The organism is Methylobacterium sp. DB0501 (genome assembly GCF_011043735.1).
Lineage (GTDB): Bacteria > Pseudomonadota > Alphaproteobacteria > Rhizobiales > Beijerinckiaceae > Methylobacterium > Methylobacterium alsaeris.
Map to the genome: position 1 here is coordinate 220834 of NZ_JAAKGV010000010.1, position 23253 is coordinate 244086.

21 protein-coding genes are annotated in these 23253 nt (G+C 70.6%); 7 read left to right on the forward strand and 14 right to left on the reverse strand.

Going from position 1 to position 23253, the window contains the following annotated elements:
* From G4G93_RS16855 to G4G93_RS16885, 7 genes are all read left to right on the forward strand, one after another.
* On the forward strand, positions 1 to 2250 hold the full coding sequence (locus G4G93_RS16855; RefSeq protein ID WP_165085692.1) for a response regulator: 2250 nt from the start codon (positions 1 to 3) through the stop codon (positions 2248 to 2250).
* A 17-nt stretch (positions 2251 to 2267) separates the two neighbouring features.
* Complete coding sequence (gene cheB / locus G4G93_RS16860; RefSeq protein WP_165085745.1) at positions 2268 to 3320, forward strand: chemotaxis-specific protein-glutamate methyltransferase CheB; 1053 nt, start codon at positions 2268 to 2270, stop codon at positions 3318 to 3320.
* Between the two features lie 104 nt (positions 3321 to 3424).
* A complete protein-coding gene (locus G4G93_RS16865) occupies positions 3425 to 5170 on the forward strand; it encodes a response regulator (RefSeq protein ID WP_312892051.1) in 1746 nt (581 codons plus the stop codon).
* A complete protein-coding gene (locus G4G93_RS16870) occupies positions 5167 to 7098 on the forward strand; it encodes a response regulator (protein WP_165085694.1) in 1932 nt (643 codons plus the stop codon). The genes G4G93_RS16865 and G4G93_RS16870 overlap by 4 nt, the downstream gene beginning before the upstream one ends.
* A gap of 318 nt (positions 7099 to 7416) precedes the next feature.
* Positions 7417 to 8643, forward strand: coding sequence for an efflux RND transporter periplasmic adaptor subunit (locus G4G93_RS16875; protein WP_165085695.1), 1227 nt, complete (start codon positions 7417 to 7419; stop codon positions 8641 to 8643).
* A gap of 43 nt (positions 8644 to 8686) precedes the next feature.
* Entirely contained in the window at positions 8687 to 11860 is a 3174-nt protein-coding gene (locus G4G93_RS16880) for an efflux RND transporter permease subunit (RefSeq protein ID WP_165085696.1), read from the forward strand.
* Between the two features lie 133 nt (positions 11861 to 11993).
* Positions 11994 to 12929 carry an AraC family transcriptional regulator gene (locus tag G4G93_RS16885; protein WP_165085697.1) on the forward strand — a complete coding sequence of 312 codons (936 nt, stop codon included), beginning with the start codon at positions 11994 to 11996 and terminating at the stop codon, positions 12927 to 12929.
* A gap of 172 nt (positions 12930 to 13101) precedes the next feature.
* Here the strand turns inward: G4G93_RS16885 and G4G93_RS16890 are convergent, their stop codons facing one another.
* The 14 genes from G4G93_RS16890 to rplF all read right to left on the reverse strand — a co-directional run bounded on the left by G4G93_RS16890 (position 13102) and on the right by rplF (position 23244).
* Entirely contained in the window at positions 13102 to 14373 is a 1272-nt protein-coding gene (locus G4G93_RS16890; RefSeq protein WP_165085698.1) for an aminotransferase class I/II-fold pyridoxal phosphate-dependent enzyme, read from the reverse strand.
* Between the two features lie 103 nt (positions 14374 to 14476).
* Positions 14477 to 14740, reverse strand: a complete 264-nt coding sequence (locus G4G93_RS16895; protein WP_165085699.1) for a PepSY domain-containing protein — start codon at positions 14738 to 14740, stop codon at positions 14477 to 14479.
* Between the two features lie 125 nt (positions 14741 to 14865).
* A complete protein-coding gene (gene rplQ, locus G4G93_RS16900; RefSeq protein ID WP_048425837.1) occupies positions 14866 to 15288 on the reverse strand; it encodes a 50S ribosomal protein L17 in 423 nt (140 codons plus the stop codon).
* A gap of 146 nt (positions 15289 to 15434) precedes the next feature.
* Positions 15435 to 16472 carry a DNA-directed RNA polymerase subunit alpha gene (locus tag G4G93_RS16905; protein ID WP_206289816.1) on the reverse strand — a complete coding sequence of 346 codons (1038 nt, stop codon included), beginning with the start codon at positions 16470 to 16472 and terminating at the stop codon, positions 15435 to 15437.
* 100 nt (positions 16473 to 16572) lie between these two features.
* Positions 16573 to 17457 (reverse strand): MBL fold metallo-hydrolase, encoded by an 885-nt coding sequence (locus G4G93_RS16910; RefSeq protein WP_312892055.1) that lies wholly within the window; start codon positions 17455 to 17457, stop codon positions 16573 to 16575.
* 64 nt (positions 17458 to 17521) lie between these two features.
* The gene (rpsK, locus tag G4G93_RS16915) at positions 17522 to 17911 is read right to left on the reverse strand and encodes a 30S ribosomal protein S11 (protein WP_015928609.1); all 390 of its coding nucleotides are present in this window, start codon (positions 17909 to 17911) and stop codon (positions 17522 to 17524) included.
* A 141-nt stretch (positions 17912 to 18052) separates the two neighbouring features.
* Positions 18053 to 18421 (reverse strand): 30S ribosomal protein S13, encoded by a 369-nt coding sequence (rpsM, locus tag G4G93_RS16920; protein WP_109960465.1) that lies wholly within the window; start codon positions 18419 to 18421, stop codon positions 18053 to 18055.
* 212 nt (positions 18422 to 18633) lie between these two features.
* The gene (locus G4G93_RS16925; RefSeq protein WP_165085700.1) at positions 18634 to 19233 is read right to left on the reverse strand and encodes an adenylate kinase; all 600 of its coding nucleotides are present in this window, start codon (positions 19231 to 19233) and stop codon (positions 18634 to 18636) included.
* A 194-nt stretch (positions 19234 to 19427) separates the two neighbouring features.
* Positions 19428 to 20765, reverse strand: a complete 1338-nt coding sequence (secY, locus tag G4G93_RS16930) for a preprotein translocase subunit SecY (RefSeq protein ID WP_165085701.1) — start codon at positions 20763 to 20765, stop codon at positions 19428 to 19430.
* 132 nt (positions 20766 to 20897) lie between these two features.
* The gene (gene rplO / locus G4G93_RS16935) at positions 20898 to 21386 is read right to left on the reverse strand and encodes a 50S ribosomal protein L15 (RefSeq protein ID WP_109960467.1); all 489 of its coding nucleotides are present in this window, start codon (positions 21384 to 21386) and stop codon (positions 20898 to 20900) included.
* 10 nt (positions 21387 to 21396) lie between these two features.
* Positions 21397 to 21588, reverse strand: a complete 192-nt coding sequence (rpmD, locus tag G4G93_RS16940) for a 50S ribosomal protein L30 (protein WP_048431924.1) — start codon at positions 21586 to 21588, stop codon at positions 21397 to 21399.
* Positions 21589 to 21600: 12 nt separating this feature from the next.
* A complete protein-coding gene (gene rpsE / locus G4G93_RS16945; RefSeq protein WP_048425830.1) occupies positions 21601 to 22182 on the reverse strand; it encodes a 30S ribosomal protein S5 in 582 nt (193 codons plus the stop codon).
* 156 nt (positions 22183 to 22338) lie between these two features.
* Complete coding sequence (gene rplR / locus G4G93_RS16950; RefSeq protein ID WP_165085702.1) at positions 22339 to 22701, reverse strand: 50S ribosomal protein L18; 363 nt, start codon at positions 22699 to 22701, stop codon at positions 22339 to 22341.
* 9 nt (positions 22702 to 22710) lie between these two features.
* On the reverse strand, positions 22711 to 23244 hold the full coding sequence (gene rplF / locus G4G93_RS16955) for a 50S ribosomal protein L6 (RefSeq protein ID WP_165085703.1): 534 nt from the start codon (positions 23242 to 23244) through the stop codon (positions 22711 to 22713).
* Between the last annotated feature and the right edge of the window lie 9 nt (positions 23245 to 23253).

The window sequence follows — 23253 nt, forward strand, 5'->3', positions numbered from 1 at the left end:
ATGGACGACATCCGCCAGCTCCTCCTCGCGGCCTTCGACGCCGAGCATCGCGAGCATCTCGCGGCGATCCGTGCGGCCCTGGCCGAGGCCGAGGCGGGCCGGCCCGCGGACTGGAACGACGTCTTTCGCCGCGCCCACAGCCTGAAGGGCGCCGCGCGCGCCGTCGACCTGCCGGCGGTGGAAGAGGTGGCCCATCGGCTGGAGGCGCTGTTCGACCGGGTGGTGCAGGGCCGCACCGGCCTCGACCGGGCGACCGCCGGGGTGGTCGACCTCGCCCTCGACCGGATCGAGGGCCTGGTCGCGGCCCTGCCCGAGACGCCCGAGCCCGCGGCGCCGGCGGACGCCATCGCGGCCCTCGACGCCTGCCTGTCCGGCGCGCCGATCCCGCAGGCGGAGCCGAAGCCGGAGCCGAAACCGGCGCCCGAACCCGCGCCGCAGGACGGGGCGGTCTCCTACCTGCGCATCGCCAGCGACCAGGTCGAGGCGCTGTCGAAGGCGGTGCACGACCTCACCGCGGTGCTCCAGGGCCAGGAGACGATCGGCGCCGCGGTGGCGAGCCTCGAATCCGGCGCCCGGAGTTTGCGGCGCAGCGCCGACACCGTGCAGGGGCGCACCGGCGAGATGGTGGCGCTCGCCCGCCGCCTGCGCGAGGCCGGCGACCCGGCGGGCACCGCCCTCGACGGCTTCGTCGACCGGGTGCGCCGCCTCGACGACGAGCTGCGGGGCGTGATCCGCGGCATCTCGGGACTCGCGCGGGTGCAGAGCCGCAGCACCGGCGCCGTCGACGGGGCGTTGCGCCGCCTGCGCGACGATGCCGACCGCCTGCTGCTGGTCCCGGCCGAGACGGTGTTCGGCGGCTACGGCCGGATGGTGCGGGAGATCGCCCGCGAGGCCGGCCTCGCCGTGGAGGTACGGCTCCAGGGCCTCGACATCCAGGTCGATCGCGGCCTGCTCCAGGCGCTCAAGGACCCGGTGCTTCACGCCCTGCGCAACACGATCAGCCACGGCGCCGAGCCGCCCGAGACGCGCCGGGCCCTGGGCAAGCCCGACGCGCTCTGCGTCACCCTGTCGGTCGCCTCGAAGGGCAGCCAGCTCGTCGTGACGATCCGCGACGACGGCCGCGGCCCGGACCTCGCCCGCATCCGCGAGACCGGCCGGCGCCAGGGGCTGGTGGAGCCCGGATCCGAGCCGGACCGGGACGCGACCCTCGACCTCGTCTTCGCGCCGGGCTTCTCCACCGCCGCCGCCGTGGACCGGATCGCCGGGCGCGGCATGGGCCTGTCGGTGGTGGCGGAGGCCGCGCGGACCTTGCGCGGCCGGGCGACCTTGCGGCCCGCCGAGCCGTTCGGTGCCGAGGTGACGGTCACCGTGCCGCTCTCGGCCGCGCGCCAGCCGGTGCTGCTCGTCGAGGCGGCATTGCGGCCGGGCGAGGCGCGGCAGACCTTCGGCCTGCCGAGCGGCGCCGTCGCCGGGCTGCTGCGCCTCACTGACCGCGACCTCGCCTCCGTGGCGGGCGAACCGGCGGCACGGATCAAGCAGGGGGGACGGAACGTTGTCATTCCGCTCGTTCCCCTCGCGTCGCTCCTCGGATCCGGTGTCGCTCCCCTTCCCCTCCATGACGGCCTCGTCCGCGCCGTCCTGCTGCGCTGCGGCACCTCGTCCTGTGCGCTGGCCGTCGACCGGCTGCTCGACGTGCGCGTGCTCCTCGTCGGCCCGGCCCCGCCGCTCGGGGGCGATCCCGTGCTGATGTCCGGCACCGTCATGCTCGCCGACGAGACCCCCGCCCTGGTGCTCGACCCCGAAGGCCTGTGCGTCCGGGCCCGCGCCGGCGGCCTGGTGGCGGCCTCGCCCGCCTCCGGTCCGGAGCGCCGGGCGAAGCGCACCCGCACGGTGCTGGTGGTCGACGATTCGATCACCACCCGGACCCTGGAGAAGAGCATCCTGGAGGCGCATGGCTACCGGGTCTTCGTCTGCGTCGACGGCCAGGATGCCCTCGACCGGCTGCGCCGGGACGGAACGGAGGTGGACGTGGTGGTGGCCGACGTCGAGATGCCGCGCCTCGACGGGTTCGGCCTGCTCCGGGCCCTCAAGGCGGATCCGGGCTTGACGCGGCTGCCGGTGATCCTGATGACCTCCCGCGGCGATCCCGCCGACATCCGCCGCGGCCTCGATCTCGGGGCCGACGCCTACCTCACCAAGCAGAAGTTCGACCAGCGCGAGCTTCTCGACACGATCGGTCAGCTGCTGTGAGCCCGCCTATCCGCGTCATGCTGGTGGAGGATTCGCTGGTGGTGCGCCAGCTCCTCGCCCACATCGTCAGTCGCGACCCGCGCCTGGCCCTCGCGGCGGCCGTCGATTCCGGCGAGGAGGCCCTGCGGGAGATCCACCGGGTCCAGCCCGACGTGATCTCGATGGATATCCGCCTGCCGGGCATCGACGGGCTGGAGACCACCCGGCGGATCATGGCCGAGCGGCCGACCCCGATCGTGGTCGTGGCCGACGCGATCGAGGATTCCTCGCTCAAGATCTCGATGAACGCCCTGCGGGCCGGCGCCCTCAGCGTGGTCGAGAAGCCGGTCGGCACCGGGCATCGCGCCTACGAGGCGATCGCCGACCAGATCTGCACCCAGCTGCGGATCATGAGCCAGGTGCCGGTGATCCGGCGCCGGCCGATCGGCGCCGAGCGCCTCTCGCGCGGCGAAGCGCCCCGGGAGGAGGTCCGCGGGACGATTCCCGCGACCCAAGCCCCGAGCGTGCTGGCGGTGGCGGCCTCGACCGGCGGGCCGCCGGCCTTCGCCAAGCTGCTCGGCGCCCTGCCGGCGGGTTTCCCGCTGCCGATCCTGCTGGTCCAGCACATGGGCGCGGCCTTCATGGAGGGCTTCGCCGACTGGCTCAACGGCGTCGTGCCGCTCACCGTCGTCATCGCCGGCGAGGGCGTGCGGCCCCTGCCCGGCCACGTCTACGTCGCACCGGGCGACCGCCACCTGACCCTCGGCCCCGGCGGATTGCTGACCCTCCTCGACGAGCCGCCGCTGGGCGGCCAGCGCCCCTCCGCGACGATGCTGTTCCGCTCGGTCGCCCGCCAGGCCGGCCCCCGGGGCTTCGGCGTGCTCCTCACCGGCATGGGCGAGGACGGCGCCGCCGGCCTCCTCGACATGCACCTCGCGGGCGCCGCCACCATCGCCGAGCACGAGAGCTCGGCGGTGGTCTACGGCATGCCGGCGGCGGCGGTCCGGCTCAAGGCCGCCGGCAGCGTGCTCCCCCTCGACCTGATCGCCCCACGCATCCTGCGGGCGGTGCAGCCGGGCCTGTCCCCATGACGGCGCCAGCCGAACCCCTTTCCATGACGGCGCCAGCCGAACCTCTTTCCGTGACGGCGCCAGTCGAACCCGTGCCTGTGACGGCGCCGGCCGAGCCTCGTCCCGTGACGGTCCCACTGGCGCCTGCCAGCCCGCCCCGCATCCTACTGGTCGAGGATTCCGAGACCCAGGCGTTGCAACTGCGCCTGTTCCTGGAGCGCAGCGGCTTTTCGGTGACGCGCTACGCCACCGCGGAAGCCGCGCTGGAGGCGATGAACCATGGCCTGCCGGACCTCGTGGTGGCCGATTACCACCTGCCCGGGATGAACGGCGACGAGCTGACCCGGCAGATGCGCCTCGCCATGCGCACCCGGGCGACGCCGGTCCTGATGCTCACCGAGGCGAGCGGCCGCGACATCGAGCGCCAGGGCCTGGAGAGCGGCGCCGACGCCTACGTGCCGAAATCCGCCGACCGCGACCTCCTGCTCCTGCGCATCCGGGCGCTGCTGCGCGAGCGCGCCGCGGTGCCGGCGGACGAGCCGGGCCGCCAGTCGAGCTTCCGCCGCGCCCGCATCCTCGTCGTCGACGGCTCGGCCACCTTCCGGGCCTATCTCTCGGCCCTGCTGGCCCAGGAGGGGCACGAGGTCGTCACCGCCGACGGGCCCGACCAGGCAATGGCCGCCCTCGAGGCCCCCGGTGACGGCTTCGACTGCGTGACGGTCGACCTCCTGGGGAGCGGCTTCGACGCGATCGCGCTCTGCCGCCGGATCGACGCCCTCCGGGGCGCGGCCACCGGCGCGGGCGCGCCGGGCTTCTATCTCGTCGGCATCGGCAGCGCGGCCTCGTCGAGCAAGGACCTCCTGGTCGAGGCGTTCTCGGCCGGGGCCGACGACGTGGTGGCCAAGGACGTCTCGCCCAAGGGCGCCGACGCCGACCTGCTGGCGATCCGGGTGCGGACGCTGGTGCGCCGCAAGCTCCTGGAGGAGGACGACCGCCGGGTCGCCGACGAGGTCCGCCGCCACGCGCTCGCCGCCGAGCGCGCCAAGGCCGAGGCCACCGCCGCCGAGGCGAAGGCGGCGCTCGCCGGCGCCCTGGCGCAGGCCAACCACGATCTCGAACAAGCCAACCACCGCCTCAAGGACACCCAGGCCAAGCTGGTCCAGGCCGCCAAGATGGCCTCCCTCGGCGAGCTGGTCGCCGGCATCGCCCACGAGATCAACAACCCGCTCGCCTTCATCCTCGCCCACCAGGGCACGGTCGAGCGGCTGATCGGCGAGGTAGCCGGCTCGGTCGCGGAGGGCACCCCCTCGCGGCGCGCCCTCGACAAGGCGCGCGACCGGGTCGGGTCGATGCGCCTCGGGCTGTCCCGCATCCAGGATCTCGTCGTCAACCTGCGCAAGTTCTCGCGCCTCGACGAGGGCGAGATGCAGACCGTCGACGTGCCGGACGCGATCGAGAACGTGCTGGCGCTGATCCAGCACAAGCTCGGCAGCCGCATCGCGGTGCGCAAGGACTTCGCCGGCGCACCCGAGATCCGCTGCTCGCCGGCCCTGCTCAACCAGGTGGTGATGAACATCCTCGGCAACGCCGCCGACGCGATTCCCGGCGACGGCACCATCACGATCGAGACCGCGATCCGCGACGACCACGACGTGATCCGGATCTGCGATACCGGCCCGGGCGTGCCGGACGACTTGCGCGAGCGGATCTTCGAGCCGTTCTTCACGACGAAGCCGGTCGGATCCGGCACCGGGCTCGGCCTCGCCATTGCCTACAGCGTCGTGCAGGCGCATAGCGGACAGATCTCGGTTGAATCGGCACCGGGCGGAGGGGCCTGCTTCGTGATCAGCATTCCGAGGCGGGCCGTATGAGCGTGGGCGTGACGAGCGGGGCATCGAAGCCGGCGGTGCGCGGTACCATCCTGGCGGTCGACGACGAGCCGGACATCCTGGTCGCCCTCGAGGACCTGCTCGAGGACGAGTACCGGGTGCTCACCACCAGCCGGCCGGCCGAGGCCCTGGAACTGATCGCCGCCGAGCCGGACATCGACGTCATCCTCTCGGACCAGCGCATGCCGGGCCTGACCGGCGACGCGCTGCTGGCCCGGGCGCGGGAGATCTCGGACGCGCAGGCGATCCTGCTCACCGGCTATGCCGACATCTCGGCGGTGGTCTCGGCCCTCAACCGCGGCGGCATCACCGGCTACGTCACCAAGCCCTGGGACCCGTCGCTGCTCCGCAACGCGGTGCGCAGCGCCTACGAGCGCCACCGCCTCGCCCGAGAGCTCGCCACCGAGCGCGCCCTGCTGCGCGGCCTCCTCGACCATGCCGGCGACGCGATCGCCTTCAAGGACACGGGCGGGCGCTTCCTGCGCCTCAACACCCGCATGGCCCGGCGCCTGGGGGCGCCCTCGGTCGAGGCCTGCCTCGGCCGCCGCGAGACCGAGTTCGCCGTCCCGGGAAGCGAGGACGCAGAGGCCGCCGACCGGGCCGCCATCGCGTCCGGCGTGCCGACGGAGATCGTGGTGGGCGGCGCCGAGGCGGCGCAGGCCGCGCCCGGCGAGACCTGGAGCCAGGTCACCCGGGTGCCGATCCGCGACGAGGCCGGCGCCGTCGTCCACCTCGCGGTGATCGCCCGCGACATCACCGAGCAGCGCCAGCTCGAATTGCGCCTGCGCCAGGCCGACAAGATGCAGGCGCTCGGCACGCTCGCGGGCGGCGTCGCGCACGACTTCAACAATTTGCTCACGGCGATCCTGGGCAGCCTGGAACTCGCCCTGCCGAAGGTGGCGGGCGACGCCCGCCTGTCGCGCCTGATGACCAACGCCACCCAGGCGGCGCAGCGCGGCGCGGCGCTGACCAAGCGCCTCCTCACCTTCAGCCACCGCCGCGACCTCCAGGCCCGCGTCGTCGACCTCAACGCGGTGATCCGCGGCATGGACGACCTGCTCGGGCGCAGCTTGGGGGGCTTCGTGCAGGTCGAGCACGATTTGAGCGAGCACCTGTGGCCCGCCAAGGTCGATCCCGACCAGCTCGAACTCGCGATCCTCAACCTCTGCATCAACGGCCGCGACGCGATGCCGGAGGGCGGGATCGTCGCCCTCTCGACCCACAACGAGACGGTCTCCGGCAGCACCGACCCGAACCTGCAGGATCCGAACCTGAAACCCGGCGATTACGCGGTGATCGCGATTCGCGACACCGGTACCGGCATCCCACCGGAGATCCTGGGCAGGGTGTTCGAGCCGTTCTTCACCACCAAGGGCGTCGGCCAGGGCACGGGCCTCGGCCTCGCCATGGTGTTCGGCCTCGTCCAGCAATCGGGCGGCACGATCCGCATCGACAGCGAGGTCGGGCGCGGCACCACGGTGATGCTCTACCTGCCGCGCTCCCGCGAGGCGGTGGAGGGGACGGCGGCGGTCAGGAGCGTGCCGGCACCGGCGACGCGCCGGGCCCGCATCCTGGTCGTCGACGACGATACCCAGGTCCGCCACGTCACCGCGTCGTTCCTGAACGGCTTCGGCTACGACGAGGCCGAGGTCGCGAGCGGCGAGGCGGCCCTGGAGCGCCTGGAGGCGGAGCGGTTCGATCTGGTGGTCGCCGACCTGGCGATGCCGGGCATGAGCGGGATCGACCTCGCCGAGGAAGTGCGCCGGCGCTGGCCCTCCCTGCCCTTCCTGCTCGTCACCGGCCACGCCGAGGCGGCCCGGATCCCGGCGGATTTCTCGGTGCTGGAGAAGCCCTTCCCCTCCGCCGACCTGGCAGCGCGGGTGGCAGGCCTGCTCAAGCCGGAGGGGTGAGCCCCGACATCGGGTCCGTCCGGTCCAGGCGACATCCATCCTGATCCCGCCCGTGGCCTGGTCCTGAGGGGTCGGCGATCGGCTGCCCTCGAAGGCGGGCCCCCTTCGAGGCCGCCGCAGCCCGCGGCATCGAGGACGAGGTCGCGGAAGGGACAAGTGACGTGTGTCTCACCGACGGCACGGCCGGACAAATCGGTTTGCCCTCCGCACTTGTTCACGCTTGCGTCAGCAAGTTTTGCGAAGTGTTGCCTCACGATTGCCGAACGGTCGTCTGCACCGTAAGGCAGCGGCGCGCCTGCCGAAGAGTGTGACACGGACATGCCCCGGACGCTGAGACCGAGCCTTCAGATCGTCGTCCTGGCCGTCTTGGCCGCGGGCGCAATCCTTGCCTACACAACCTTCCGTCCCGCCCACCGCCAGGAGGCGATCGCCACCTTCGCGGACGTGCCGGTGAAGCCGGGGGGGCCCAAGGCCTTCACCCTGACGGCGTCCCAGCTCGCCACCGTGTCGAGCGAGCCCGTCGTGAAGCGCCGGTTCTTCGAGGAGATCGCCACCGAGGGCAAGATCGGGGTCGACGAGTACATGGCGACGCCCGTCTTCTCGCCCTATCCGGGCCGGGTCATCGCGATCTTCGCCCGCACCGGTGACCAGGTGAAGCGCGGCCAGCCGTTGTTCTCGGTCCAGGCCAACGAGATGGTGCAGGCCCAGAACGACTATCTCGCGGCGCTCAACGTCCTGAACAAGAGCCGCTCGCAGCTGACCTTCGCGCAGGCCGCCGAGAAGCGCCAGCGCGACCTCTACGAGACCCGCACCACCACCTTGCGCGAGTTGCAGGTCGCGCAGAACGACCTCACCTCCGCCACCAACGACAACCGCACCGCCGAGGTCGGGCTCGAGGCGGTGCGCAACCGCCTGCGCATCCTCGGGCTTCGCGACGAGGACATGGCGGCCCTCCAGAAGGGCTCGGCGATCAACCCCGACACCCCGATCAACGCGCCGCTCAGCGGCACCATCATCCAGCGCAAGATCGGCCCGGGCCAATATGTCGGCTCGGGCGGCGAGCCGTCCTACATCATCGGCGACCTGTCGAAGGTCTGGCTCATCGCGCAGCTGCGCGAGGCCGATGCGGCCAAGGTCGAGATGGACGAGAAGATCACCTTCCGCGTCCCGGCCCAGCCGGACCGCACCTTCGAGGGCCGGATCAACTTCATCGGCACCTCGGTCGATCCGGCGACCCGGCGCATCACCGTGCGGGCCGAGATCGACAACCGCCAAGGCCTGCTCAAGCCCGAGATGTATGCCAGCGTCCGCATCATCAACGAGCGCGAGAGCCTGTCCCACGCCGTGCCCCGCGCCGCGGTGATCCTGGAGGGCAACAAGGCCAGCGTCTGGGTGCTGCGGCCCGACAACTCGGTCCAGAGCCGCCCGGTCCGGGCCGGCATCGTCGACGGCTCCACCGTCGAGATCCTCGACGGCCTGGCGGAGGGCGAGCGGGTGATCTCCCGCGGCTCGCTCTTCATCGACCGCATGTCGACCCAGAGCTGACGCGCCCTCCCCTCCGATCCCGCCTCTTTCCCGGACAATTGCCATGACCGGCCTCGTCGGCCTCGCGCTGCGCCAGCGCGCCCTCGTCGTCCTGGCCTTCGTGGCCCTGATGGTCGGCGGGCTCGCGGCGTTCCAGAGCCTCAACATCGAGGCCTATCCCGACCCGACGCCGCCGATGGTGAACGTCATCACCCAGGCGCCGGGCCTCTCGGGCGAGGAGATCGAGCGCTACATCACGGTGCCGATCGAGGTCATCACCTCCGGCCTGCCCGACCTGAAGCAGGTCCGGACCGTCTCGCTCTACGGCCTGTCCGACGTGAAGCTGCAATTCGGCTTCGCCAACAGCTACCGCGAGGCCGAGCAGCAGGTGCTCAACCGGCTGGCCCAGCTCGATACGCTGCCGAACGGCGCCAAGCCGACGATCTCGCCGGTGAGCCCGATCGGCGAGATCTTTCGCTACAAGCTCGTCGCGCCGGAGGGCTACAGCGTCCTCGACCTGAAGACGCTGCAGGACTGGGTGCTGCGCAAGCGCTTCCGCGCCGTGCCGGGCGTGATCGACGTGATCGGCTGGGGCGGCAAGACCAAGACCTTCGAGATCGGCGTCGACCTCGACCGGCTGATGGCCCATGGCCTGACCCTCTCGGGCGTGGTCAAGACCCTCAACGACAGCAACCTCAATGTCGGCGGCAACCGCATCACCCTGGGGAGCCAGTCCGCGGTGGTGCGCGGCGTCGGCCTGATCCGCTCGGTCGACGACATCGGCGAGACGGTCCTGTCGCAATCGGGCGGCGCCCCGGTCCTGGTGAAGGATGTGGCCACCATCACCATCGGCCACCAGCCGCGCCTCGGCATCGCCGGCATGAACGACGACGACGACATCGTCCAGGGCATCGTGCTGATGCGGCGGGGCGAGCGCTCGACCCCGTCGATCGAGGCTGTAAAGGCCGAGGTCGCCCGGATCGAGGCGGCCGGCCTCCTGCCGCCGGGCGTGCGCATCGAGCGCATCTACGACCGCGCCGACCTGATCGCCGTCACCACCCACACCGTCCTGCACAACATGATGGTCGGGATCCTGCTGATCCTGGTGGTGCAGTGGCTCTTCCTCGGCAACCTGCGCAGCGCGATCATCGTCGTGGCGACGATCCCCTTCGCGCTGTTCTTCGCCGTCATCATCCTGGTGGTGCGGGGCGAATCGGCCAACCTCCTGTCGGTCGGGGCGCTCGATTTCGGCCTGATCGTCGACGGCACCGTCATCATGGTCGAGGCGATCTTCCGCCGGCTCTCGGGCCACGGCCCGGCGCTGCCGCAGGGGCTCGCCGGCGCCAAGGGGATGCCGAGGAAGCTCGGGCTGATCTCCCTCGCCTCGTCCGACGTCAGCCGCTCGATCGTCTTTGCCGCCATCATCATCGTCACCGGCTTCCTGCCGCTGTTCACGCTGTCGGGAGTCGAGGGCAACATCTTCGGGCCGATGGCCCAGACATATGCCTATGCGCTGGCCGGGGGCCTCATCGCCACCTTCACGGTGACGCCGGTCCTCTCCGCCTACCTGCTGCCGGATCACATCCACGAGGTCGAGACGCTCCTGGTCCGGATCCTCGACCGGGCCTACCGGCCGGTGATCCGGGCGGCCCTCGCCCACCGCACCCTGACGCTGGGCCTCGCCGCCCTGATCGGCCTCGGCGTGGCGGTGGAGGGGCGCAACCTCGGCCTCGAATTCCTGCCGAAGCTCGAGGAGGGCAACCTCTGGATCCGCGCCACCATGCCGGCGACGATCTCGCTCGAGGAGGGCAACCTCTACGTCAACCGGATCCGCCGGGTGATCGCCGAGGTTCCGGAGGTCGAGCGGGTGGTCTCGCAGCACGGCCGGCCCGACGACGGCACCGACGCCGCCGGCTTCTTCAACGGCGAGTTCTTCGCGCCTTTGAAAGCCGCCGAGCAATGGCGCGAGGGCATGACCAAGGACGCGATGACCGGCGCCCTGCTGGAGCGCCTGCGCACCGAGTTCCCGGGCGTCGAGTTCAACCTGTCGCAATACCTCCAGGACAACGTCGCCGAGGCGGTCTCCGGCATCAAGGGCGAGAACTCGTTCAAGGTGTTCGGGCCCGACCTGCAGACGCTCACCGACGTGGCGCGCCAGGTCGAGGCGGTTCTCAAGCGCGTGCCCGGCGTGACCGATCTCGGCGTCTTCACCTCGCTCGGCCAGCCGACGGTGCAGATCAACGTCGACCGCACCCGGGCGGCCCGCTACGGCCTGACCCCCGGCGACATCAACACCACGGTGCGCACCGCCATCGGCGGCGACGCCGCGGGCGAGCTCTACGACACCGGCAGCGAGCGCCACTACCCGATCGTCGTGCGCCTCGCCTCGCAGTACCGCCAGAGCGTCCGCGCCATCCGCGAGCTGCGCATCGCCGGCCAGAACCAGAACGGCGTGACCGTCCAGATCCCGCTCAGCGCCGTCGCCGATGTCGAGCTGGTCTCGGGGCCGGCCTACATCTACCGCGAGGGCCAGGAGCGCTACCTGCCGGTGAAGTTCAGCGTGCGCGACCGCGACCTCGGCAGCACCATCATCGAGGCCCGCGAGCGGGTGGCGCAGGAGGTCAAGCTGCCGCCGGACTACCGGCTCGAACTCGTCGGCGAGTTCAACAACATGCAAGGGGCGCTCGCCCGCCTCTCGGTCACCGTGCCGCTGGCGATCCTGCTGATCGCGGTGCTGCTCTTCGTGAATTTCGGCTCGCTGATCGACACGCTGCTGGCGCTCAGCGTGATCCCGATGGCGGTGGCCGGCGGCATCGTGGCGCTCGCCGTCACCGAGACGCCGTTCTCGGTCTCGGCGGCGATCGGCTTCATCGCGCTCCTCGGCATCGCCGTGATGGACGGCATCATCGTGCTCACCCACTACAACGCGCTGCTCGCCCGCGGCGAGGACCGGGCCGAGGCGATGCTGAAGACCTGCCATACCCAGATGCGCCCGGTGGTGATGACCTGCGTCGTCGCCGGCGTCGGCCTGCTGCCCGCCGCCTTCTCGGCCGGGGTCGGCTCGCAGGTGCAGAAGCCGCTGGCCCTGGTGGTGGTCGGCGGCATGAGCCTGGCGCCGATCCTGATCCTCATCATCCTGCCGGTGCTGGTCCTGCTCTTCTCCCGGCGGCGGCCGGCGCCGGTCCACGCCGCGGCGGAGCCGGGCGCGCCGGCACCGGCCGGAGCGGCGATGCATTGATCGGGTACGACGCGCCGCCCCGGACCGATCGGGCGACGGGGCAGCGGCGAATGTCGAGTGTCGCCCGAACGACACTGGCCGGGCGCGCAACAGGAGCTAACATCGACCGGTTTCTCGAACCGGCAGCCTAGCCGTGAGCGTCGTACCCCGGTCCCTCTTCACGACGGACAGCCTGCCCGAGCGCGACCGTTTCGAGGCATGGCGCAGCCTGTTCTCCGCCCATGCCCTCGACGCCGACCCGGTCGGGTTCTCGGGCAGCATCGAGACGACCCTGGTCGGGGCGATGAGCCTGCGCGTCATGAACGCCGCACCGCAGGGCCCCGCCCGGTCCCGGACCCAGATCCGGCGCGACGGCCAGGACGGCTTCATCCTGCATCTGAGCCGGCACGCCTACCGCGTGGAGACCGAGCGCGGCGTCACGGAGGTTCCGGCGGGTGCGATCAGCCTCAACGCCCTGTCGCAGCCCTATCGCCGCAGCCGGGTGCCGGAGACGGATTCACTGATCCTGGCGTTGCCGTATTCGTCCGTTGCCTCCGTGCTGCCCGACGAGGAGACGTTGCACGGCCTGATCCTGCATGGCGGCGCCGGCCGCCTGCTGGCCGACCACATCCGGAGCCTGGCCGCGAGCCGCCACGCGATCACGACGACGGAGGCGGACCCGATCGCCCGGGCCACGCTCCACATGGTCGCGGCCTTGGTGCGCCCAAGCCTGGAGGCTGGGGCCCGCGCGAGCCGACCGCTCGATGCCGCCCGGCTCAGGACCGCGAAGCGGTTCCTCCACGACCACCTCTGTGCGCCGCTCCGGATCGACGCGATGGCGAAGGCCCTCGGCATGTCGCGCTCGCAGCTCTACCGCGTGTTCGAACCGGAGGGCGGGATCGCACGATACCTCGCGCGTCAGCGCCTCGCAGCGATCCGGACGGCGCTCGACGATCCGCTGGAACGACGATCCATCGGCGAGATCGGGGAGGCCTACGGCTTCGGCAGCAGCCTGCGCCTCGATCGTGCGTTCCGGCAGGCTTACGGTGTGACCCCGCGCGACTATCGGGCGGCCGCCGGTCGTGTCTGACGCAACGCGGAAGACGGCCTGCGGCGAACTTCCGCTGCCGCATGCTCCCGCCATCCTGACACGTCGGTGACGGGAGGCCGGGCGCCGCTGCGCGGGCCCGGCATCGCCTGTCCGTTCGACCTGAGCGGCAGAGGACGCGATCTCCGCGTCGTCTGCCCCTCAAGCGCCCGGCTCACGCCGCGACGCGGCCGCTCCCCCCGTTCTCCCGGCTCTCCGCCGCCGCCAGCAGCACGCAGACCGCCACCACCTCGGCGGCCGCCTCGACCTCGGCGGGCTTCGGATAGGACGGGGCGAGGCGCAGCAGCTTGTCCTGCGGGTCGCGGCCATAGGGATGCGTGGCGCCGGCCGGGGTGAGCGCGAGGCCGCAGGCGGCGGCGAGCTTGACCACGCGGGTGGCGCAGCCCTCCGGCACTTCGAGCAGGATGAAGTAGCCGCCTGCCGGCTCGCTCCAGCGCGCCACGCCGGTGCCGCCGAGGTGGCGGGACAGGGTCTCGGTCACCGCCCGGAACTTCGGCGCCAGCAGCCGACGATGCTCGTCCATCAATGCCTCGATCCCGCCCCGGTCGCGCAGGAAGCGGACGTGGCGCAGCTGGTTGAGCTTGTCCGGCCCGATGCTGCGCTTGCCGGCATGGCCGAGATACCAGCGGATATTCGCCTCCGACGAGGCCAGCATCGCCAAGCCGGCACCGGCCAGCGTCACCTTGGAGGTCGAGGCGAAGACGATCGCCCGGTCCGGGTGTCCGGCCTCCGCGCAAGCCTCCAGCACGTTGCGGAGCCGGGGCCGGCGCTCGGTGAGGTGGTGCAGCGCGTAGGCGTTGTCCCAGAACAGCCGGAAGTCCGGCGCGCCGGTCTCCATCCGGGCCAGCCGCTCGACCGTGGCGTCGGAATAGGTCTCCCCGCCTGGATTCGAGTATTGCGGCACCGCCCACATGCCCTTCACCCGGGGATCGCGGGCCTCCCGCTCCACCACGTCCATGTCCGGCCCGTCGGCGGTCATCGGCACCGGGATCATGCCGATGCCGTAGGTCTCGCACAGGGCGAAGTGGCGGTCGTAGCCCGGCACCGGGCACAGGAAGCGGATCTCCTCCTCCTTCGCCCACGGCCGGGCGCCGCCGGGCGCCCCCTTGAGGAGCGCGTAGGCGATGCAATCGTGCATGAGCGCGAGGCTGGAATTGTTGCCGACGGCGATCCGGTCGGGGGAGGCGCCGAGCACGGGGGCGAACAGGGCGCGGACTTCGGCCAGGCCCTGCACGCCGCCGTAATTACGGGCATCCTCGCCGCTCTCGGTGCGGTGGTCGCGGTTGCCCGGCAGGGTCAGCAAGCCCTCCGACAGGTCGAGCTGCTCCGGCGCCGGCTTGCCGCGGGTCATGTCGAGCTTGAGGCCGCGCTCCTGCAGGGCGGCATAGCGGGCCTGGAGGTCGGCGAGGGCGGGAATCGCGGTCATGAGAGGATTTCGCTGGTGAACGAGACGCGCGCACCTTTGCGCCTCTCGCCCGCCGGAATCCAGTACCTTCCCGGGTAAAGCCGGCCGGATGTGCGCCGATCGCCTACTTGCCGGCCTTTTCCGACAGGATGGCGCCGGTGCGTGGATCGGCCCGGAACTTCATCGGCTTGCCGTCCTTCATCCCCTCACCTTCCCAGTGGCCGTCATCCGCCTCGATCTCGGAGATCTGGGTGTAACCGGCGGCCTCGACCTTCTGGATCACCTGGCCGATCGGCATCCAGTCGGCACCGACCTTGTCGGCCAGCGCGGCCGTGCCAGTGCCGGCGAGGATCAGGGAAGCGAGGGCCGGGACGGTCAGCTTGGCCATGAATCGGGTCTCCCGTTCGTGTCTGGCGGAGTGCTGTAGGGAGATCGTGCCCGTGCCCGCGCGGTTCCGAACAAAAAAGGCGGCCCTCGCGGGCCGCCTCCAAAGGCAATCGGATCGCCGGCAAATTACTCCGCCGGGGTCTCGTCGGCCACCTGGACCGGACCGGAATCCTTGCCGCGGGCATCGACGTCGCGATCGACGAACTCGATCACCGCCATCGGGGCGTTGTCGCCGTAGCGGAAGCCCGCCTTCATGATGCGGCAGTAACCGCCCGGACGGCCCTCGTAGCGCGGGCCGAGCACGTCGAACAGCTTCTTGACCATCACCTCGTCGCCGCGCAGGGCCGCGATCGCCTGACGGCGGGCGTGCAGGTCGCCGCGCTTGCCGAGGGTGATCAGCTTCTCGACGACCGGACGCAGGTCCTTGGCCTTCGGCAGGGTGGTGATGATCTGCTCGTGCTTGATCAGCGCGGCCGACATGTTCGAGAACATCGCCTTGCGATGCTCGACGGTGCGGTTGAAGCGACGACCCCGGAAACCGTGACGCATGGCTCTCTCCTTTGGTTCTCGGCCGCCGTGCCACGGGTCGGCCGTCCTTTGTGATGCGAGGGCGGATTCCCGCCACTCTGGATGCGCCGTCTGTCGAGGGCGCATCCAGAGTGGCGGCGCGGGGTGAACCCCGCGCCGCGAACGGCCTAGTAGTGCTCCTCGAAGCGCTTGGCCAGGTCCTCGATGTTCTCCGGCGGCCAGCCGGGAACGTCCATGCCAAGGTGCAGGCCCATCGCGGCCAGCACTTCCTTGATCTCGTTGAGCGACTTCCGGCCGAAGTTCGGGGTGCGCAGCATCTCCGCTTCGGTCTTCTGGATGAGGTCGCCGATATAGACGATGTTGTCGTTCTTGAGGCAGTTGGCCGAGCGGACCGACAGTTCCAGCTCGTCGACCTTCTTGAGCAGAGCCGGATTGAAGGGCAGCTGCGGTGCCAGCGGCGCGGCCTCTTCCTTGCGGGGCTCCTCGAAGTTGACGAAGATCTGGAGCTGGTCCTGGATGATGCGGGCCGCATAGGCCAGCGCATCCTCCGGCGAGACCGCACCGTTGGTCTCGACCGTCATGGTCAGCTTGTCCTTGTCGAGATCCTGACCCTCGCGGGTGTTCTCGATGCGGTAGGACACCTTGGTGACCGGCGAGAACAGGGCGTCGACCGGAATCAGGCCGATCGGCGCGTCCTCGGGCCGGTTGCGCTCGGCCGGGACGTAGCCCTTGCCGGCCGACACGGTGAATTCCATGCGGATCTCGGCGCCGTCGTCGAGAGTGCAGAGAACCAGGTCGGGGTTGAGGATCTGCACGTCGCCGACCGTGGCGATGTCGCCGGCGGTGACGAGGCCCGGGCCGGTCTTGCGCAGGGTCATGCGCTTCGGCGTATCGCTCGACGAGCGGATCGCGATGGTCTTGATGTTGAGGACGATGTCGGTGACGTCCTCGCGCACGCCCGGGATCGACGAGAACTCGTGCAGCACGCCGTCGATATGGACCGAGGTGACGGCCGCGCCCTGGAGCGACGAGAGGAGCACACGGCGCAGGGAATTGCCGAGGGTGGTGCCGAAGCCGCGCTCCAGCGGCTCGGCCACCACGGTGGCGATCCGCTTCGGGTCGTGCCCGGGGGTGACCTCGAGCTTGTTCGGCTTGATCAGCTCTTGCCAGTTCTTCTGAATGACCACGTTCGCACCTCTCGCCAACTTACACCGGAGCGACCCCGAAGGACCTTCCCCTCGCGGTCTCTCCCGCGCCCGGGAGACACCGCCGTCCTGACCTCTCACGCGTTCGAAGCAGGGGCGGTCAGGACGCCGCGCTCCACTGCTCCGGGACCCAGGCGAAGCCGGCGCCATCGCGCCGCACGTAGCCCAGGGCCGGAAAATCGAGATGCATCCCGGCGACCAGGCTGCGCTCGGCGGCGGCCCGATCGAGGATGCGCTTGCGCGTGGCGGCGGCGGTCGCACCGTCCACGTCGAAGGAGACGCCGGCCTCCGGCCGGGCGAACTGAATCGCCGGCAGATGCACCACGTCGCCCCAGATCAGCAGGCTCTGCGTGCCCGACTGGATCCGGTACGCGGTGTGACCGGGCGTGTGGCCGGGTGCCAGGATCGCCTCGACGCCCGGCAGCACCTCGCCCTCGCCCGCCCGGCGGATCCGGTCGCCGTAAGCCGCCACGAGGCTTTTCGCGCGGCGGAAGCCCGCCTTCGCCGCCTCCGGGGCGCGCGCCTCGGCACCGTCGGCGAGCCAGTAGGCGGCCTCCGCCTCCGGGATCACCACCTCGGCATTCGGATAGGCGATCGCGCCGTCCGCCCCGACCAGCCCGCCGATGTGATCGGAATGCAGGTGGGTGACCAGCACGGTGCCGATCTCGTCCGGCGCCACGCCGCAGGCGCGCAACGCCTCGGGCAAGCGGCCGAGCGTGCCGGGACCGCCGGCACCCATGCCGGCATCGACCAGCACCGGCGCCCCGCCGCCGAGAATCAGAAAGGCGTTGACGGTGATCCGCGGGGCCTCGACGCTCCGATATCCCGCCGCCTGCAGGCACTCCACCTCGCCGGCGGGCACGCCCTGCACCAGCCCGAGCGACGCCACGAGGTGCCCGTCATTCAGCGCGACCACAACGCGATCGCCCAGCGTCCAGGGCAGGACGCCGGGCCGGGCGATCGTGGCGGTGGGAGATGTCGACACGCAATCCTCTACGCGGGCCGTCGGCCGGGGGGCTCCGAGAAGCCCCCCGGGACATGGTGAACGATCAGACGCGGCGACGCTTGCGCGGGCGGCAGCCGTTATGCGGGATCGGGGTCACGTCGCGGATCGACGTCACCGTGAAACCCGCCGCCTGGAGCGCGCGCAGAGCCGACTCGCGGCCCGAACCGGGGCCCGAGACCTCGACCTCGAGGGTGCGCATGCCGTGCTCGGCGGCCTTGCGGCCGGCATCCTCGGCGGCGACCTGCGCGGCATAGGGCGTCGACTTGCGGGAGCCCTTGAAGCCCATGGCGCCGGCCGACGACCACGAGATCGTGTTGCCCTGGGCGTCCGTGATGGTGATCATCGTGTTGTTGAACGAGGCGTTCACGTGGGCGACGCCCGACACGATGTTCTTGCGTTCGCGACGACGGACGCGGGTTGCTTCCTTGGCCATACTGTCTTTCGATCCTTCAGGCGCGCCCGTGGTGCCAGGCGCTCGGGACGTGTCCTACGGTGTGCGGTGACGGCACTGACGCGCCGCCGGTGTCGGGCGGAACCGCTGAGCCGGCCCCGCCGATCGGTCGCAGATCGCGGCTTACTTCTTCTTACCGGCGATCGGCTTGGCCTTGCCCTTGCGGGTGCGGGCGTTGGTGTGGGTGCGCTGGCCGCGGACCGGCAGGTTGCGGCGGTGGCGCAAGCCACGGTAGCAGCCGAGATCCATCAGGCGCTTGATGTTCATCGAGACTTCGCGGCGCAGGTCGCCCTCGACGATGTAGTCGCGGTCGATCGTCTCGCGGATCTGCAGCACCTCGGCGTCGGTGAGCTGGTTCACGCGGCGCTCGGCCGGGATACCGACCTTCTCGGTGATCTCCTCGGCCTTCTTGGCGCCGATGCCGTGGATGTACTGGAGCGCGATGACGACGCGCTTGTTGGTCGGGATGTTGACGCCGGCGATACGGGCCATGGTGTTCCTGCTCTCCATCTCGTCCGCCGCTCGTCGAGCCCGGACGGTCGTTTCACGATTGTCGCGCGTCCGGTGGAGCCCGGCCCCTGCGCGCCGTCCCGACGGCAAATCGGCCCGGAGCGGCCTTCAGAGAGGCACGCCGGGCCGTCCGGGTCTGAACGAAGGAGCGCCCACTAGCGCGGGCGCATCCGCTTGTCAACCGAGATACCGCCTCAGACCGTCGCGGCCTGGTAGGGCGCCAGCACGCCCTCGAGCTGCTTGGTCACCTCGTCGATCGGCGCCATGCCGTCGACTTGGCGCAGGAGGCCGGTGCCGGCATAGTGCGCCGAGAGCGGCGCGGTCTGGTTGCGATAGGCCTCGAGCCGGGTCTTGAACACCTCCGGGGTGTCGTCCTTGCGCACCGGCTCGCCGCGGGCCTCGGTCTCGGCGGCGCGCTTGGCGATGCGGCCGACGAGCGCATCCTCGTCGACCTTGAACTCCACCACGGCGTCGAGGCGCAGCCCCTTCTCGGCCAGCATCGTCTCAAGGGCGACGGCCTGGGCCACGGTGCGCGGGAACCCGTCGAGGATGAAGCCGCGGCGGGCATCCGCCTCCTCGATCCGGTCGGCCACGATGCCGATCACGATGTCGTCGGAGACGAGCGCGCCGCTCTCCATCAGCGCCCTCGCCTTGAGGCCGACCGGTGTGCCGGCAGCGACGGCAGCGCGCAGCATGTCGCCGGTCGAGAGCTGCGGAATACCGAACCGCTCGACGATCCGCGCCGACTGCGTCCCCTTCCCGGCACCGGGCGGGCCGAGCAGAATGATCCGCATAACCTGTCACTCCCCTCCACCGCTCCCGCACGGGATCCTTACTCCCGGGGCGCGGCCTGTCTGCTTGTTCTAACCCGTGACCGCGGGCGGCCGGAATCCGACCATGCGCCAAGGCCGCGCCTGGGCGCAAGACTCCAGTGCCCGGGCGCAGGGTCGGAGACCGGACCGGTTGTATCCGGTCCGCCCCCTGTGGCTCAGCGCCGCCGGGCGCCGCGCAGCTTCGCCTTCTTGACCAGGCCCTCGTACTGGTGCGCCAGCAGATGGCCGTGGACCTGCGCCACCGTATCCATGGTCACCGAGACCACGATCAGCAGCGAGGTACCGCCGAAGTAGAACGGCAGCGAGGCGTAGGAGACCAGGATCTCCGGGATGAGGCAGATCACCGTCAGGTAGGCCGCCCCGATCACCGTGATGCGCGACAAAACCTTGTCGATGAACTCGGCGGTGCGCTCGCCCGGCCGGATGCCCGGGATGAAGCCGCCATGCTTCTTGAGGTTGTCAGCCGTCTCCTGCGGGTTGAACACGACCGCGGTGTAGAAGAAGGCGAAGAAGATGATCAGGCCTGCATAGAGCAGCATGTAGAGCGGCCGGCCGTGGCCGAGATAGGTCGCCATGGTGGCGATGATCCCGGTGCCGTTCGGATCGGTCTGGAAACTCGCGGCGGTGGCCGGCAGCAGCAGCAGCGACGAGGCGAAGATCGGCGGGATCACGCCCGAGGTGTTGAGCTTGAGCGGCAGGAACGAGGTCTGGCCCTCGTACATCCGATTGCCGACTTGGCGCTTGGGGTAGTTGATCAGGAGGCGGCGCTGGGCGCGCTCCATGAACACGATGAAGTAGACGACGGCCGCAGCCATCACCACGACACCGAGGATCACCACGGTCGAGAGCGCGCCTTGCCGGCCGAGCTCGAGGGTGCCGGCGATCGCCGAGGGCAGGTGCGCGACGATACCCGCGAAGATGATGAGCGAGGAGCCGTTGCCGATGCCGCGCGAGGTGATCTGCTCGCCAATCCACATCAGGAACAGCGTGCCGCCGGTCAGCGTGATGACCGTGGAGACCAGGAAGAACGGCCCCGGATCCTGCACGATGCCGCCGGAGCTCTGCAGGCCGACCGCGATGCCCCAGGCCTGGAAGATCGCCAGCACCACCGTGAGGTACCGGGTGTACTGGTTGAGGACCTTGCGGCCGGACTCGCCCTCCTTCTTCAGCGCCTCGAGCGACGGCACCACCGAGGTGAGCAGCTGCACGATGATCGATGCCGAGATGTACGGCATGATGTTCAGCGCGAAGATCGCCATGCGCTCGACGGCACCGCCGGAGAACATGTTGAACAGGCCGAGAACGCCGCCCTGCGCGTTGGCAAAGCTCTGGCGAAGCGCATCAGGATCGATGCCGGGCAGCGGGATGTAGGTCCCGAGCCGGTAGACGATCAGGGCGCCAAGGGTGAACCAGATGCGCTTCTTGAGCTCTTCGGCCTTGGCGATGGCGCCGAAATTGAGGTTGGCGGCGAGCTGCTCGGCTGCAGAGGCCATGGGTTGCGTGTCCTCGGGTCGGGGTCCGCGGCGGGCGCGGTCAGGGACGCGCCAGCGTCCCCCAAAACACGAGCGGCGGCCTCGCGCTGGAAGCACGGGCCGCCGCCGATGATCGGTGACTTAAAGTGTGGCTTACGCCGACGCAACCGCCTCGTCGGCGGTCGCGAGCGACTGGGTCACCGAGCCGCCGGCCTTCTCGATCGCCTCGACGGCCGACTTGGACGCGCGGGACACCTGGAAGGTCAGCTTGGCGGTGAGCTCGCCGACGCCGAGGATCTTCACACCGTCGCGGGCCTTGGAGACCACGCCGGCGGCGATCAGTGCCTCGAGGGTGACGGGCGCCGAGGCGTCCAGCTTGCCGGCATCGACCGCCTGCTGGATGCGGCCGATATTGACCTCGTTGAGGTCGGTGGCGCCCGGGTTGTTGAACCCGCGCTTCGGCAGGCGGCGGTGGAGCGGCATCTGGCCGCCCTCGAAGCCCTTGATGGCGACGCCGGAGCGCGCCTTCTGGCCCTTCACGCCGCGGCCGGCGGTCTTGCCCTTGCCGGAACCGATACCACGGCCGACGCGCATCCGCTTCTTGGTTGCGCCTTCGTTGTCACGGATTTCGTTGAGCTTCATGGTGCCCTCCTCACGCCGCGTCGTCGAGAACGCGCACGAGGTGATGCACCTTCGCGATCATGCCGCGGACCGAGGGAGTGTCCTCGAGCGTCGCGATGCGGTGCATCTTGTTCAGTTTCAGGCCGATCAGCGTCTGACGCTGGCTGGCCTCGCGGCGGATCGGAGAGCCGATCTGCTGCACGCGGACGGTCTTCTCAGCCATCTCGTGCCTCCCTTACGCTGCGTCGGCGGAATCGGCCGAGGCGGCCGAATCGGCGTCGCGGCGACGGGCCTGCAGGGCCGAGACCTTGAGACCGCGCCGAGCCGCGACCGAACGGGGCGAGTCCTCGTTCTTGAGCGCGTCGAAGGTAGCGCGCACGAGGTTGTAGGGGTTCGAGGAGCCGAGCGACTTCGCCACGACGTCCTGCATGCCCAGCGTCTCGAAGACGGCGCGCATCGGGCCGCCGGCGATGATGCCGGTACCGGCCGGAGCCGCGCGCAGGATGACCTTGCCGGCGCCGTGACGGCCCTGCACGTCGTGGTGCAGCGTGCGGCCCTCGCGGAGCGCGACGCGGACGAGACCGCGCTTGGCCGCCTCGGTGGCCTTGCGGATGGCCTCGGGAACCTCACGGGCCTTGCCGTGACCGAAACCGACGCGACCCTTCTGGTCGCCGACGACGACGAGGGCCGCGAAGCCGAAGCGACGGCCGCCCTTCACCACCTTGGCGACGCGGTTGATGTGGACGAGCTTGTCCACGAACTCGCTGTCGCGCTCCTCGCGGTCGTCGCGGCGACGACCCTCACGCTCACGTGCCATGTTGTGTGTCCATCGACTGACGCGGGCGGCGGTCCCGCTCGCTGCTTAATTCATCCGCCGGTATGAGAGAGGGAGCCTTTCGGGCCCCCTCGCCTCATGGGACATCGTGCCGATCCTGGTGGGGCGGCGCGAGAAGCGCCCTCCCCTGTCCGGGGATCAGAAGTCCAGGCCGCCCTCGCGGGCCGCGTCGGCCAGGGCCTTGACCCGGCCGTGGTAGAGGTAGCCCGAGCGGTCGAAGATGACCTGGCTCACGCCGGCCGCCTTGGCACGCTCCGCCACCAGCTTGCCGACCTCGGCCGCGGCGGCCTTGTCGGCGCCGGTCTTGAGGCGGGCACGCAGGTCCTTGTCGAGGGTCGACGCGGCGGCCAGGGTATGGCCGGTCGCATCGTCGATGACCTGGACGTAGATCTGCTTCGAGGAGCGGAACACCGAGAGCCGCGGACGACCGTTGGCCGCCTTGCGGATCGCCCGCCGGACGCGCGCCCGGCGCCGATCGAGCAGTTCGATTTTGCGAGACATCGGCCGTCCTTACTTCTTCTTGCCTTCCTTGCGGAAGATGAACTCGCCGGCGTACTTGACACCCTTGCCCTTGTAGGGCTCCGGGCCGCGATAGTCGCGGATCTCAGCCGCCACCTGGCCGACGCGCTGCTTGTCGATGCCGGTGACGATGATCTCGACCGGCCGCGGGGTGACGATCGAGATCCCCTCCGGGATCGCGTACTCGATGTCGTGGCTGTAGCCGAGCGACAGCTTGAGCACCTTGCCGGCAACCGCGGCACGGTAACCGACGCCGTTGATCTCGAGCTTCTTCTCGTAGCCCTTGGTCACGCCCTCGACCAGGTTCGACACCTGGGCGCGGGAGAGGCCCCACATCGCGCGGGCCTCCTTGGTTTGCGAACGCGGCTGGACCGAGATCGCGCCGTTCTCGTGAGCCACCGACACCTGGTCGGGGACGCGGAACTGCAGCTCGCCCTTCTGGCCCTTGATCTTCACGTTCTGGCCGTCGACGGTGGCGGTCACGCCGGCCGGGACGGTCACGGGCTTCTTGCCTACGCGGGACATGCTCGTCTT